The 14,470-nt window shown below is 60.0% G+C and carries 12 protein-coding genes; 6 read left to right on the top strand and 6 right to left on the bottom strand.

Translation table 11 applies throughout. The features are described 5' to 3' along the window. Window positions 1-118 precede the first annotated feature (118 nt). The 5 genes from hpt to grpE all read right to left on the bottom strand — a co-directional run bounded on the left by hpt (window position 119) and on the right by grpE (window position 6,489). On the bottom strand, window positions 119-664 hold the full coding sequence (gene hpt / locus BLW62_RS07950) for a hypoxanthine/guanine phosphoribosyltransferase (protein ID WP_076581946.1): 546 nt from the start codon (window positions 662-664) through the stop codon (window positions 119-121). Window positions 665-749: 85 nt separating this feature from the next. Further along, window positions 750-1,505, bottom strand: a complete 756-nt coding sequence (locus tag BLW62_RS07945; protein ID WP_090506582.1) for a hypothetical protein — start codon at window positions 1,503-1,505, stop codon at window positions 750-752. A gap of 102 nt (window positions 1,506-1,607) precedes the next feature. Continuing rightward, window positions 1,608-2,777 (bottom strand): molecular chaperone DnaJ, encoded by a 1,170-nt coding sequence (gene dnaJ, locus BLW62_RS07940; protein ID WP_090506581.1) that lies wholly within the window; start codon window positions 2,775-2,777, stop codon window positions 1,608-1,610. 454 nt (window positions 2,778-3,231) lie between these two features. Beyond that, window positions 3,232-5,166, bottom strand: a complete 1,935-nt coding sequence (gene dnaK, locus BLW62_RS07935) for a molecular chaperone DnaK (RefSeq protein ID WP_090506580.1) — start codon at window positions 5,164-5,166, stop codon at window positions 3,232-3,234. A 201-nt stretch (window positions 5,167-5,367) separates the two neighbouring features. Continuing rightward, complete coding sequence (gene grpE, locus BLW62_RS07930) at window positions 5,368-6,489, bottom strand: nucleotide exchange factor GrpE (RefSeq protein ID WP_090506579.1); 1,122 nt, start codon at window positions 6,487-6,489, stop codon at window positions 5,368-5,370. Window positions 6,490-6,724: 235 nt separating this feature from the next. Between grpE and BLW62_RS07925 the strand changes: the two genes are divergently transcribed. The 5 genes from BLW62_RS07925 to BLW62_RS07905 all read left to right on the top strand — a co-directional run bounded on the left by BLW62_RS07925 (window position 6,725) and on the right by BLW62_RS07905 (window position 12,133). Further along, window positions 6,725-7,795 carry an ABC transporter substrate-binding protein gene (locus BLW62_RS07925; protein ID WP_090506578.1) on the top strand — a complete coding sequence of 357 codons (1,071 nt, stop codon included), beginning with the start codon at window positions 6,725-6,727 and terminating at the stop codon, window positions 7,793-7,795. A 119-nt stretch (window positions 7,796-7,914) separates the two neighbouring features. Beyond that, on the top strand, window positions 7,915-8,979 hold the full coding sequence (locus BLW62_RS07920) for an ABC transporter ATP-binding protein (protein WP_090506577.1): 1,065 nt from the start codon (window positions 7,915-7,917) through the stop codon (window positions 8,977-8,979). Beyond that, on the top strand, window positions 8,976-9,836 hold the full coding sequence (locus tag BLW62_RS07915) for an ABC transporter permease (RefSeq protein WP_090506576.1): 861 nt from the start codon (window positions 8,976-8,978) through the stop codon (window positions 9,834-9,836). The genes BLW62_RS07920 and BLW62_RS07915 overlap by 4 nt, the downstream gene beginning before the upstream one ends. Beyond that, window positions 9,833-10,615 (top strand): ABC transporter permease, encoded by a 783-nt coding sequence (locus BLW62_RS07910; RefSeq protein WP_090506575.1) that lies wholly within the window; start codon window positions 9,833-9,835, stop codon window positions 10,613-10,615. The genes BLW62_RS07915 and BLW62_RS07910 overlap by 4 nt, the downstream gene beginning before the upstream one ends. Before the next feature lie 48 nt (window positions 10,616-10,663). After that, on the top strand, window positions 10,664-12,133 hold the full coding sequence (locus BLW62_RS07905; protein ID WP_175459705.1) for a DEAD/DEAH box helicase: 1,470 nt from the start codon (window positions 10,664-10,666) through the stop codon (window positions 12,131-12,133). Window positions 12,134-13,154: 1,021 nt separating this feature from the next. Here the strand turns inward: BLW62_RS07905 and BLW62_RS07890 are convergent. After that, window positions 13,155-13,541, bottom strand: coding sequence for a CopG family ribbon-helix-helix protein (locus BLW62_RS07890; RefSeq protein ID WP_076581929.1), 387 nt, complete (start codon window positions 13,539-13,541; stop codon window positions 13,155-13,157). 125 nt (window positions 13,542-13,666) lie between these two features. Here BLW62_RS07890 and BLW62_RS07885 point away from each other — a divergent pair, with 125 nt between their 5' ends. After that, complete coding sequence (locus BLW62_RS07885) at window positions 13,667-14,440, top strand: ABC transporter permease (RefSeq protein ID WP_090506571.1); 774 nt, start codon at window positions 13,667-13,669, stop codon at window positions 14,438-14,440. Window positions 14,441-14,470: the final 30 nt, after the last annotated feature.

The raw sequence follows: 14,470 nt of genomic DNA, 5'->3' as shown, positions 1-14,470 counted from the left end.
TCCACGAGTTGGACAACATGGGGTCGGTACCCGTGGTGCATTCGCGCTGTGTATTCACCATTACCCGTGAATCTAACCACCACGTAAGGACTTCAAGAGAGCAACCGAGAGAAACGACTCAGTGGACGGTCACGTCGCCGTCTTCGACGGTGATATCGAGTAGGCTCGTCGCCTCGAATTGCGTTTCGTCGAGCGCCGACGGGCCGACTTTCCGCATGACGACGACGATGTCGGATATGTCGGCCCCGATGTCGTCCAGTGCGGTACAGATCGACGCTAGCGTCCCGCCCGTCGAGAGCATGTCGTCGACAACCACGACGCGGTCACCCGACTCGACGTCGTTGATATACATCTCCGACTCCGAGTAGCCCGTCTGCTGGTGCAAGGACACTTCGCCCTCGAGTCCGTACGGTCGCTTCCGGATCACGACGAGGGGAATGTCGGTCTGGAGCGAGAGCGCCGTCGCCAGGTGAATCCCCATCGCCTCGGGCGCGACGATCTTGTCGACATCCAGATCGGCCGTCTGCATGACTTCGATGACGACCTCGCGCAAGAGAGCCGGCTCGAGCATCGGCACGCCGTTACTGATCGGATGGACCAGATACTCGTAGCCGTCCTTGTCGATAATCGGTGCGTCGTCGAGCGACGCGACGAGCTTTTCCATACTGCCGATTGGTGGATACCCTCCAAAAACGGATCGCTCTTCGACTCGAGTGCCAGTCACTTCAGGGGTGAACGCGCTCGAGAGACTACGAGATCGTGACTTCGGCAGGATCGATTCGGTGCGATTCGGGGACGGAATCACTCGAGACGGCGTACTCTCCACGAGCCTCGTCGGAGGCCCCACCGTCTGCCTCTGTGTTAGTGAGAACGACGGTCCCGCCGACCACCAGCGGTGCGACGACACCGGCCACGACGGTCTCGAGGTCCGAAAGTGGATGTCGAACGACCACGCGCTCACCCGCCTCGAGTCCAAACGCCGAAATGACGTTTTCGGCGGCCTCGAGCACGTCGCGGTGGCTCACGGTTCGTTCGCCGTCCGTCAGAATCTTCGTCTTCGGATCGACGTCCAGCGGTGGGAACGACGGGTTCTCCGTCCAGACGCCGGCGTCGAAGTGATGAATATCCGGTTGCTCTGGTTTCGCACCGTAACCGACGCGCTGGGCCCCCCGTGGGAGGGCGTACTCGCCCGACTCGAGGTCGTCGACGGGTGCAACGAGCGCACGAAAGTCGTCCTCGTCGGTCAGGTCGGTCGGTGGCTCGAAGCGAGTTGTCCCCTCGAGCAGCGTCGTTCCGAAAAAGGCGAGCAGGGGAAGCGGGCCATCGCCGACGACGCCGACGGTGACGCCGTTTCGTACCCCCGCGTGCCGGAGAAAATTCCCAGATTGCCAGGCCGTCGTACACACCCAGTGGTAGTCGAACGGCCGCCCCGTCGCGTCCTCGAGGGCCGTCCGGTCGTCCCGACGGTCGCGCGTCAAGAGTTCGTCGACTGTCGCCGCGTTCATACTCGTGCCTGGGCACCCCGGCGAAAAAAGCGCGCCGACTCGCGGCGCGTAACGTCGACATTACGTCATACCCTGGCTCCACTCGAGCGAGGAGGAGAACAGTTAGAACGCCCGTTTGATCTTCTCGAAGAAACCGTCCGCAACCTCGATCTCGTCGCCGCCGGCCTCGGCGAACGCCTCGAGCGCCTCGCGTTGCTCGCTGTTGAGGCTCTCGGGGGTGACGATTTGCACCTGCACGAAGAGGTCACCCTGCCCGCGCCGACGGAGTCGCGGCATGCCCTTGCCCTCGAGTCGGAACGTTTCGCCGCTTTGCGTTCCGCTGGGAATCTCGAACTCCGCCGCCCCGTCGAGCGTCGGCACTTCGACGGTGTCGCCGAACGTCGCCTGCGGGAACGAAATCGCGAGGCGATACTGTAGGTCGTTACCGTCGCGCTCGAACTCCTCGTGCTCGCGAACGCGGACGTCGATGAGCAAGTCGCCGTGGCGTCCCCCTTCTGGGCTCGGCGCACCTTCGCCCTCCATTCGAAGCGTCTGGCCTTCCTGAATGCCCGCAGGGATGTCGATGGTCAACGTGGCTTCGTTACGCACGTAGCCCTCGCCTCGACAGTCGTTACACTCCTCCGAATAGATCGTTCCATCGCCCTCACAGCGCTGGCACGTCGTCGTCTGTTGGACGCGACCCAGCGGTGTCTGTTGGACCTGCGTCACCTGCCCTTGGCCCTGACACTCCGAACACGTTCGTGAGTCCGCGTCGGGCGGGTGGCCCGCACCCGAACAGGTTTCACACTCCTCCGGTCGGTGAACGGAGAACTGCTTCTGGGCCCCCTCGTACGCTTCCTCGAGGTCGATCTCGAGTTCGGTTCGGAGGTCGCGGCCCTTCCGCGGACGGCGACGCCCGCGGCCACCGCCGCCACCGCCGCCGAAGACCTGCTCGAAGATGTCGCCGAGTCCGCCACCGCCCATACCGCCACCGCCGCCCATGCCGCCGAACGGGCCGCCACCCATACCGCCAGCGCCGGCGTCGCCCGCGTCGAAGCCGTGCTTTTCGGCCTGTTCGAAGCGGTCGTGGCCCATTCTGTCGTAGGCCGATCGTTTGTCTTCGTCCGTGAGGACTTGCTTTGCCTTTTGAATCTTCTTGAACTTCTCCTCGGCGTCGGGGTCGTCGCTGACGTCCGGATGGTACTCCGTGGCCTTCGTCCGGTACGCCTGCTTGATCTCCTCGGCAGAGGCGTCAGAACTCACACCGAGTACATCGTAGAAGTCCTCGCTCATTCGTTGTTCGACCGATAGTCGGTTGAGACACTTGAAACGAACGTTCCGCAAGTACCTTTTTTAGCAGGGTCCTCACGCGCCGTCGGCACGTTCGAACCCTGCCAAAAAATCTACGCTAAAAAAGCCGCTCGCTCCCTGCGGTCGCTCGCGGGTGCAGCGCTTGTACTACGACCGCAGAGACACCACTCCGCCCTCTTCGAAGCGTTCGCATCGCTCACTTTTCGAAACTACGATGGACTCGTCAAACTCGAAAGCTAATTTCGTTCGTTTTCAAAACTACGGAAGGCGAATACAGTGAGTTTTCCGAGCCAAAGAGGACCACTCCTCGCGTTACTCGTCGTCTTCTTGGACGTCGTCAGACTACGTGTGACAGGCTGACAAAAACGACTCAGTCTTCGTCGTTTTCGTCAACAGTGCGAATCGAAGATTCGCTGGCAGACGAAGACTCGTCCTTTCAGTCCTCGTCTTCGTCGACGTCTTCGAAGTCGGCGTCGACGAACTCCTCGTCCTCGCCGTCCGCTGCAGCGCCGCCAGGACCTGGGTTTGGCCCTCCGCCCATGCCACCGGGGCCTGCACCTGCTGCGCCGCCTGCGGCTCCAGCTCCAGCAGCACCACCGGCTGCGCCGCCAGCGCCCGCACCACCGGCGTCCTGGTACATCTGCTTGCCGATCTCCTGTAGTTCCGTGCTCAGGTTCTCGGTTGCAGCCTCGATATCCTCGGCGTCCGCATCGGTGTCGTCGATGGTCTCCTCGAGGTCGTCGATCGCGGCTTCGATGTCGCTTCGAAGGTCGTCGTCGACTTCCTCGTCGTTCTCCTCGAGGAGCGTCTCGGCGCGCTGGATCGTGGCTTCGGCCGTGTTTCGGGCCTCGATCCGTTCGCGTTTCTTCTTGTCCTCTTCGGCGTGTTGTTCGGCCTCCTCTTGCATCTTGTCGATCTCAGAGTCAGAAAGGCCGGCACCGCCTTCGATCGTAATCTCCTCGCTCTCGCCGCTGCCCTTGTCCTCTGCGCTCACGTTGACGATGCCGTTCTCGTCGATGGAGAACATGACCTCGATCTGTGGCGTTCCGGCGGGGGCTGGCGGGATGCCGCTCAGGTGGAACTCGCCGAGCATCTCGTTTTTCTGTGCGAGTTCGCGCTCACCTTGGAAGACCCGAACCTGGACGGAGGTCTGGTTGTCCGCCGCCGTAGTGAAGATCTTCGATTCCTCGGTCGGAATCGTCGTGTTCTTCTCGATGAGTCGCTCGAAGAGGCCACCCTTGACCTCGATACCGAGGCTGAGCGGCGTGACGTCGAGCAGAACGATGTCGTCGACCTCACCGCCGAGGACACCACCCTGAATCGCCGCGCCCAGCGAGACGGCCTCGTCGGGGTTGACGTTCTTCTGGGGCTCTTTTCCGGTTAGCTCCTCGACCTTCTCGCCGACCTGTGGCATCCGCGTCGAGCCACCGACGAGGAGTACTTCGTCGATGTCTTCTTTCTCGTAGCCCGCGTCCTCGAGTGCCTGCTCGGTCGGCTCGACGGTGCGCTCGATGAGGTCGCTGGTGAGCGACTCGAATTTCGCACGCGTGAGCGATTCCTCGAGGTGAACCGGTCCGTCGTCGGTCGCCGTGATGAACGGCAGGTTGATCTCGGTCTCCTTTCGACTCGAGAGTTCGATCTTCGCTTCCTCTGCGGCGTCTTTGAGTCGCTGGAGTGCCTGACGGTCCTCGCGGAGGTCGACGCCGTTTTCGGCTTCGAATTCCTCCGCGAGCCAGTCGATGATGGCTTCGTCCCAGTCGTCGCCACCGAGGTCGTTGTCACCGTTGGTCGCGACGACTTCGTAGACGCCGCCACCGAGGTCGAGGATGGAAACGTCGAACGTTCCGCCACCGAGGTCGTAAACCAGAACGGTCTGGTCGGAGTCGTCGTCGAGGCCGTAGGCCATCGACGCCGCCGTCGGCTCGTTGATGATCCGCTCGACTTCGAACCCTGCAATCTCGCCGGCGTCTTTCGTCGCCTGACGCTGTCGGTCCGAGAAGTACGCCGGGACCGTGATGACGGCCTTCTCGACCTCGTCGCCGAGGTACTCTTCGGCGTCGCGTTTGATCTTCTGGAGGATCATCGCCGAGATCTGTTCGGGGGTGTACTCCTCGTCGTCGATCTCGACGGTGTAGTCGTCCTCGCCGATGTGGCGCTTGATCGAGGCGATCGTCTTTTCGGGATTTTGAATCGCCTGATTCTTCGCGGGTTTGCCGACGAGGCGCTCGTCGTCGTCGGTAAACGCGACGACGGACGGCGTCGTTCGTTCGCCTTCTGCGTTGACGATGATCTCCGGATCGCCGCCTTCCATCACCGCGAACGCGCTGTTCGTCGTTCCGAGGTCAATACCGAGAATTTTGTTGCTCGCCATCGTGGACGGCTATTGTGCGCACTTTGTTTTAAAGGTTACTAGGCACTTTCTCGAGTCAGATTAAATGGCGAATATCCCAGCCACACGCCCTCTATCGAGGGTACTCTCGGAGCTATCGATGACACTCTACGAGTAACCTATCCGAACGATCGTCGGCAGACCTGTCAATGAGCCCCTACGTCCGAGGGAAGAAGGATCGAACTACTCTTCGCTCGCTGCCGAGCGACTATCTGCGTCGGTTTCGACCTCACCACCGAGTTCGATGGCATCTCCACCATCGCCCGCGTCGTCTCCGTCGCCGCTATTGCCGTCGCCGTCAGTCCCGTCCTCGTCCGCCATTGCACCAGCGTCCTCGCTGGTGTCGCCGTCCGCCTCTGAAGTCGAGTCGGCCGTATCGTCGCCAGCAGAGTCTGATTGCTCGCCCGCGTCGTCCTCGCTCGAGTCGTCATCGAGATCCTCGAGTTCGCCGTTCGAGACGGTGACCTGTGCGTTCTGGATGACTTTATCGCCCATCTCGTAGCCGGGTGTGTAGACGTCGGCGATGGTGCCCTCGGGCTGATCGCTGTCGACGCGCATCATGACTTCGTGGCGCTGTGGGTCGCTTTCGGTTCCGGGGTCGGGATCGATCTCTGAAACGTTCTCGTCCTCGAGGATGCGGTCGAACTCGCGCATCGTCATCTCGATGCCCTCGCGCAGGCTGTCAGTATCGTCGCTTTCCTCCTCGAGTGCGCGTTTCATGTTGTCGCGAACGCCGATGAGCCGTTCGACGAGGTCCTCGGTCGCTCGGTCTTTGATCTGTTGTTGGCGCTTTTTGGCCCGCTTCTTGTAGTTTTGAAAGTCGGCCTGTTTGCGCTTGAGTCGGCTCTTTAGATCCTCTTCGGTCGCTTCGTACTCCTCGAGTTTCTCGCCGCGGGCCTCGAGTTCCGCTCTGAGTTCCTCGATGGTGTCGGCCTGCTCGTTGACGCGCTCGGAGAGATCTTCTAGTTCTTCGCGCTGGTTCGTGACGGTTCTGTTGAGGTCTCGTGCCTCCTCGACGATCGAATTGACCTGCTGGGCGGCGTCCTCGTCGTACTCGGAGAGTTGCTCGAGGAGTTGTTGAATGTCCTCGCTCGTTTCCGGCGTCGTCCGGGGCTCCACATCGTTCGCAGAAGTGTGTGCCGTCGCGTCGGTCGCACCTTCGGCCCGCTCCGATTCGGTATCGGCGGGAGGGGCAGGTTCGGCGTCCGATTCCTCCGCACTCCTCGCCGCGGCGTCGCCGTCCTCGGGATGGTCCTCGGACGAGACTCCCTGGGCGGTCGTGTTCGTACCCTCGTCTTCGCTCATGTGCCAGTCAAGGAACACTGGTAATAAAAGGATTGAGGTCGCCGTCTGGTCCCGATCGGTCGGTCACTGGGAACAACACAACTCACAATCAACTCACACGAATCGAATGAATTCGACTGTCGATACTCAAACGTTATTAGTCACGACTGTTGTTGAACGACGTTTCTAATTTAGCCGCCCATACGTACAAAAATAACCAAAACGGTTTTATTCCGAATGTTTGTGATAGTACTTCATGGGTAAAGATAACAGTCACCAATCGGTGACGCGACGACGAGCGCTCCAACTTGGTGCCACAGCGTCCAGCATCTCACTTGCAGGTTGTTTCGGTGGTGGTGGCGACACCATCCGATTCTTGTCCCGCGGTGGCACGACACAGGATGCCATCGCAGACATCATGGAAAAGTGGTCGGAAGACAGTGGCGTCACCGTCGAACACCAGGAAGCGTCGGCCGACCAGGAGATGATTGAGATCCTCTCGCAAAATCCCGGTGAGATTGACCTCACTGACCTCTCGAGTACCGGGTTGGCTCACGACACGCTGCAACACGACAACGAACTGCTCCACGACTTCGATTACGGCGAGATTCCGAATTACACAGAGAATATCCGTGACGATTGGCAGGACGCACCGCCAATCGAAGACAGAGACGACGCGATCGCGTTTTTCGCGAGCACGCACGGACTCGCGTACAACACCGACGAAGTCGACGATCCGACCTCCTGGGACGTTATGGACGAGTACGAGGGCAGCCTGATGCTCTACAACGTCTCCTACGCCCGGTTCGGGACCGCAGCGATACAACTCGGATACGATCCGACGGAGGCGATCGAAGACGAGAGCACGCGCGAGGAAGTTTGGGAGCAAGTGAGCGATCACAACGACCTCGTCTTCGATTACTGGTCCGGCGGCGACGAGTTCATGCGGATGCTTCAAGAAGAGCAGGCCTACGTCTGTGAGGCTTGGGGCGGACGCGTCGAGGCGCTGCACGAAGACGGGTACCCCGTTGACTACGTGATCCCTGACGAAGGCGCGCTCACATGGTCGAACTGGATGAACATTCCCGAGGCCAGCGAGAACAAGGAGGACGCCTACGACCTCATCAACTGGCTCTACGAACCAGAAAATGGGACCGAACTCGCACTCGACTTCAAGTACTCGATCCCCTTCGAGGAACCAGACGAAGAGATGACGGAACTCTTCGAGTACGTCGAATCACCAGACGACCTCACGTGGATCGACTTTGAGGTCATGTTCCAGCACATGGACGAGCTCGAGGATACCTGGGCCGAGATCAGGGAATGACCGACTCGACGTGCAGACGACGAACTATCGAAGGACGATCCGGCACAGCGAGTGTCGATAGCCAACGCCCACGTCACCGACCTCGGTGACACTGACACACAGCTCTACTCAAAACACACATGCTTGAAGTGACAGATCTCACGAAACACTACGGATCGCTGGTAGCCGTCGACGACCTTTCCTTCCGCTTGGAGCGTGGCGACTTCGCCACACTGCTCGGGCCGAGTGGCTGTGGAAAGAGTACGACGCTCCACATCATCGCGGGCTTGCTCGAGCCGACAGACGGACAGGTTCGCCTACGAGACGAGGACGTAACAACGCTGCCACCGAACGAACGCAACATTGGACTCGTATTCCAACACTCCGCATTGTTCCCGCATATGACCGTTGAGGAGAACCTGCGCTTTGGCCTCCGGTTACAGGAGTTCGACGGCGACCACGACGACCAGATCGACAGATTCCTGAATCTCGTCCAGATGGCCGAATACGGCGACCACAAGCCGACCGAACTCAGTGGCGGCCAACAGCGACGGATCTCGCTCGCACGCGCACTCGCCTACGAACCCGACATCCTGTTGCTCGACGAACCATTGACCGGCCTCGATCGCGTCTTGCGCGAGGACATGCGAAACGAGATCAGAAAGATCCAAGAGGAAGTCGGCGTCACGACGCTTCACGTCACCCACGACCAGACGGAAGCGCTCTCGATGTCCGATCGAATCATCGTCCTCGACGAGGGAGAAAAACAACAGGAAGGTGGTCCGACGGAACTGTATGAAAAACCGCAGACGCCGTTCGTTGCGGATTTCATCGGTGATTCGACCCACATCAGTGGCGAACTCGTCACGACAGATCCACCCCTCGTCCAGAACGGGTCCGTCGACGTTCGGGTAGACTCGAGCAGTGCCGCGGAAAAATCGGTCGGCGACGATGTCTCAGTATATGTCAGACCCGAGCGAACAGAACTGCTCGAGGCGCCTGTCGCCGACGAGGTTCGTGCGAACGGGGCGAACGTGTTTACGGGGACAGCGTCGCGTGTCGAGTATCTCGGAAATCACATCGAGATCGTCGTGACGCTCGGAGATGGAACGCGAGCGATCGCCCACGCGGATTCGCGGACAGACATTGAGGTTGGTGACGACGTCGGCATTCGATTCTCACAGGAGGACGTGATCGCGCTATGAAGTTGTTTTCGTTCCGAACGATCCAACTTCCCAACATCAGCCTTCCCCAGACGTTCCAGGAACGTTCGTCTGCAAGGTGGCTCCTCTACATCAGTCTGGGCTGGCTCACCCTGTTTTTCTTCTTGCCCGTGATCTGGCTGCTCTTCGAGAGTCTGAACTTCGACGGCGGTTCGGTGTTCGCCAACTACGAGACGGCGCTCGGTGCGGTCTATCTCCGCGCGCTGGCCCGGACGTTCCTCTACGCCGCAATCACCACGCTCGTGACGCTCGTTCTGGGCTACGTGCTAGCGTACTACGTCGTGTTTCTGGCACGACGGCGCCTCATCTTGCTGTTATTCATCGCGTTGCCCCTATGGGTCGCCCTGGTGATTCGTTACTTTGGCATACAGTTAATCTTCTTGCCGACGGGACCGGTCGAGTTGATGTTCGACACCGACTTCGGCATCCTATTCTCGACGACTGGGGTCGTCCTCGGGCTCACGAGTGCGCTGTTACCGTTCGCGATTCTCCCCATGTACAGTTCCCTACAATCGATAGACGAGGAACTGGTCGGGGCCGCATCCGTCCTTGGCGCGACGCGCCTGCAGACGTTCCGGAAGGTGATCCTTCCGCTGAGCATCCCCGGCGTCGTCGCCGCGGGCTTGCTCGTGTTCATCCTCGCGGCTGGTTCGTTCCTCGCACCTGCACTCCTGGGCGCACCGTCTGACTTCATGATGGCGAACGTCATCGAGGAGGCCTACGGAACAAGAACGTCGGTCGCAGCGGCGTTATCGCTCATATTCACGGTAGCACTGCTCGCGCTCATCCTCCTCTTCAACTGGGTCGTCAACATCGGGGAGGTGCTCGGCAGCCTATGACGGCCACTAGACCGAGCCTCTTCGAGCGACTGGCGACCTACCCGGTCGTGGTCCTCGTCTACCTCATCGTCTTGATCCCGGTTGTGATGGTCGTCCTAACCTCGTTTACCGTCCAATCGTCGCCGACGATTCCCTACGACGGAATTACCCTCGAGTGGTACGCCAGTCTGTTCGCCGACGATTCGCTGATGGGTGCGCTGTTCGTGAGTACGGTCATCGCAACCTGTGCGGCTATCTTGTCAGGTGTTATAGGGACAATTGCTGCCTTCGGCGTCGTTCGGACCGAGATGAAATACGGCGAAACCTTGGCAACGATCCACCTGCTGCCGCTGATGATCTCTCCGGTAATCACTGGTGTCGCGTTCCTCCAGTACGCGAACCAACTGAATATCCCGCGTGGGTACGCCCAGATCATCCTCGCGCACTCGGTGATCGCGCTGCCATTCGTCTTCCTGTTCGTCAGGTCCCGACTGGTAACGTTCGACGAGCGGCTCGAGGACGCAGCTCGGGTCATGGGCGCGACGAAACTCGAGTCCGTCGTCAACGTGACGCTGCCAGTAATCGCTCCGTCGATGGTCGCGGGCATGTTCACCGCGTTCATCATCTCGTTCGGCGAGTTCACCGCCACACAGTTTCTCACGACGCCGGCGGTGACGACGGTCCCGGTGATTATCTACAACGACATCCAGTTCGGATTGTCGCCAGATATCAGCGCGCTTGCGACCGTCCTCGTCGTCATTATGATCGTGCTGGGCGCACTGAGCGAGCTCATCGAGTGAGCGTTCGGGACCACCTGTTTTTTGCTGACCCAACGGCAACCCGTAGTCGTGACGCGGCCATCGACCGACGAGGTAACCCAGATTCGCCTTCGCTACGAGGACGGAACGGTCCGGATCGACGGCCTCGACGATGGGTCCGTCTCGCCCGGGACGATTGCCGAGACCGTTCCCGATCTCGAGGCGGATCCGCGAACCGACGGCTGGCGCGTTCCCGCGGGACGATACGCCACCCTCCGAACTGCGGTTCTCGAGGCCGTGAATGACTCCGAACGAGTCGACGACGAGGTGCTCGCGTTCGAATCACTCCGACCACTGGAATCGGCCTACGAGCTTCGAGCGTACCAACGGACGGCGCTCGAGGCGTGGCTCGAGACCGACCGGTGGGACGACAGGAATGTTGGTGAAGCGGCCACCGAGCCAGCACTCACCGAGGCCCCTGCGGGAGTCCTCGAGTTGCCCACGGGAAGCGGAAAGACCGTCATCGGATTGAAAGCGATCGAACGGCTCTCGGTTCCGACGCTCGTCGTCGTGCCGACGATCGACTTACTCGAGCAGTGGGAACGAGAACTCGAGGCGGAGTTCGACCAGCCTATCGGGCGCTTCGGAGGCGGCGAGCAACGCCTCGAGGCGATTACGGTCTCGACGTACGACTCGGCGTACCTGAAGGCCGATTCGGTGGGTGACCGATTCGGCTTCGTCGTTTTCGACGAGGTCCACCACCTCGGCGGGGAGGGCTACCGCGAAATCGCTCGGCTGCTCGCCGCCCCTGCCCGCCTGGGGCTAACTGCGACGTTCGAGCGACCCGATAACGCCCACGAGGTCGTCGCGGAAATCGTGGGCCCCCTCGTCCATCGCGTCGATATCGACGAGTTGGCCGGCGATCACTTAGCGAACTACGACGTGAAACGACTCGAGGTCGACTTGCTGCCCGAAGAACGCGAGGAGTACGAACAAAAGCAAGAGACGTTCACGAACTACCTCGCCCGCTCGGATATTCGGATGCAACGGGGTTCTGACTATCAGGAACTCGTCAAACGCTCGGGAAGTGACCCTGCAGCCCGTGAGGCCCTGCTCGCGCGACAACGTGCACGCGAGATTATGTACGGTAGCGACGCCAAACTCGAGGCCCTCGAGGGGATCCTCGACGAGCACCGAGAGGAGCGAACGATCGTGTTCACGGCCCACAACGACCTCGCGTACGACGTCAGCGAGCGGTTCTTGATCCCGACGATCACCCACCAGAGCGGGACCGCGGAACGGCGTGAGATCCTCGAGCGATTTCGCGCGGGGACGTACACGCGGATCGCCACCTCGAACGTCCTCGACGAAGGCGTCGACGTGCCGGACGCCTCCGTCGCGGTCGTGCTCTCAGGCAGCGGGAGCGAACGGGAGTTTACCCAGCGACTCGGTCGGATCCTTCGCCCGAAATCGGACGGCACTCGAGCGATCCTCTACGAAGTTGTCGCAGCGGATACTGGCGAGGAACGAGTCTCAAAGCGTCGACGGGACGAATCTTGATGGCTCGAGTGGCGTCGTCCCGGGAACGTCGCGGGACGTTCTATCGGTGCGGTGGTCGAACCGAGGGTCGAAACGAGTCGAGACTGCCGTGAAACAGTTCGTCTGTCCACTTGGCTGTTATTTGTCGACCGATGAGTATCGGTGAAAGTGTTACCGTTCGAAATCAAATTGGACGGCAATGTCCGCGGGTGCGTATCCCGTATATACAAAGCGGTATCTTCCAGTCTGTAATTCCGGACAGACCACAATTCTGTCAGAGACAGGCCCCGCCTCACTGATTCCGTCTTCAGTGAATTCGATCGTCCAGGAGAATCCGCTCCCGGGTTCCTGACTGACTTCTTCATCAGTGTGCTCGAGTCTGTGGTCTTCGATCGTTCCTCGAACTTCTTCCCATCCGTTTTCGCTATAGAGTTGTAGATTCCACCGGGTATTCGTGCTCGTTACTTGCGCTTCCGACGAGGTGTTCACGAGTTCGAACGTCGCGCTTTCTCCGTACTCGTAGGAAAGATCCATCACTCGTAACGCAAACTCATCTGCGTCCCCGTACACCAACTCATCGTCTTCGTCCTGATACCGAATGCGGTCAAATTCCTCCTCCTCCTCCTCACAGTGTTGTTCGGCAGGGACGTTCTCCGGTCGTCGTCTGGTTGAACTTCGCCAGATACCTCGTCCGAGCCGCCCTCGTTGTCCGAAAGAGTGTCGAGACAACCCGAAACGCCCACCAAAACGGTACATCCGACGAAGAACGTGCGCCTATTCATGTCATTCGAACGCTATTGTACGCGTATATGTTTTCTCCACGTTCAAACAACGATTTCACGTGTCCCCGTCGATCTGCGCGACAAACCGGCTCGATCCCTCACTGGCTTGCGCTCAATACGGACCCCGACGCAGAGGACCTCGAGTCGTCCCTCGAGACCGTCACCGACCCACCGACGGGATTTACCTGATAGTGTTCTCGAACGGCGTCGAATCGATCGGACGGGCATCGATCGACCGGTGGCGAAAACTCCTCGAGTACTCACGACCGAAGTAACAGGACGTTTACCTGTCCCACGGCGTCGAAATCGCGCAGACGATACACGAGTTCGCGCACTCGAGACGCCTCGCCGCGACAGAAAATCGTTTCCAGACACCAGGTACCCTCGTGCGTGTGACTCGTCGTCTTGATGATGTCCTGAAAATCGTGTTGCACGTCGTGAAGGTCGCGGATAACGCGCTCGTGTTGGTAATCGAACGCGAGCGCAGCGGTCACGTCACCCGAGACCGTCTCGAGTTCGGTGTGGGCCTCGATGTACTCTTGCATCGCTTCCCGAACCGCTCGGGAGCGAGAGTCGAATCCCTCGGATTGCCACGTCCGATCGAACTCCGCGAGTAGGTCGTCAGGGATATTGAAACTGGTACGCATCTGTCTACGCCGGTACTAGCGGGGAGAACGAATGGGTGCTGTGGTTTGCTCACGGAGAGTGAGTATTACGGTCCCCGCTATTCGGTGCTAACAGCACTTTTGTGCCGTGTCTGCCGAGAATCGGTATGGATATCGGTCTCGTCGCAGGCGTCGCCGCAATCGGCTTTATTCACGGGGTGCTCCCGGATCACGGGTGGCCGATCGCGGCGACCTACGCGTTGAATCGCTCGCGGACGTGGGTCTATGGGACGGTCACAGGTCTTATTCTCGGGATTGGACACCTGATTAGCAGCGTCGTACTGGTACTGGCGTATTTCTGGTTCAGTCGCTTCGCTGCGTTCGCCGAAGGCCCACTGATGCGGTATCTCGCCGGAACCGTGCTTATTCTACTTGGAATTCACGAATACCGGAACGGCGGGCACGGCACGGGACACGACCACACCGATGAAGCGGGCCACCGTGAACACAATCACACGCATGCTGACGACGAGACACACTGTGACCACGACCACGACCACGGCCACTCGAGTGAGCCCTCCCAGCAGGGGGTGCTGACTCGGATCCGTGAACGGCTGTTCGGCGGCGGGCATCGACACCTGAGCCAAGAAGACGCTGAACGGGGGCTGATGGGCCTCGGGACGACAGCGCTCGTTCTCGGATTCGCCCACGAAGAACCGATTCAAATTCTGGCGATCTGTGCCGGAACGGCCTACTGTCTGGAACTGATGTTGATCTACTCGCTCGTCGTCATCGTTGCAATCCTCGTTCCGACGTTAGTCTTGATCGCGGGCTACGAACGTCATCGGGAAACAGTCGAACGATACACGCCGTATCTGCCGATACTGACGGCGACAGTGTTGGTCGGCATGGGGTTGGCGTTCATTACTGGAATCTTCTAACAGGAGTTGGTCGTACGGTTTTGTTATTCA

Source organism: Natronorubrum sediminis, from assembly GCF_900108095.1.
Lineage (GTDB): Archaea > Halobacteriota > Halobacteria > Halobacteriales > Natrialbaceae > Natronorubrum > Natronorubrum sediminis.
Note: the sequence above shows the minus strand (reverse complement) of the source record. Positions and strands in the feature narration are given on the sequence as shown.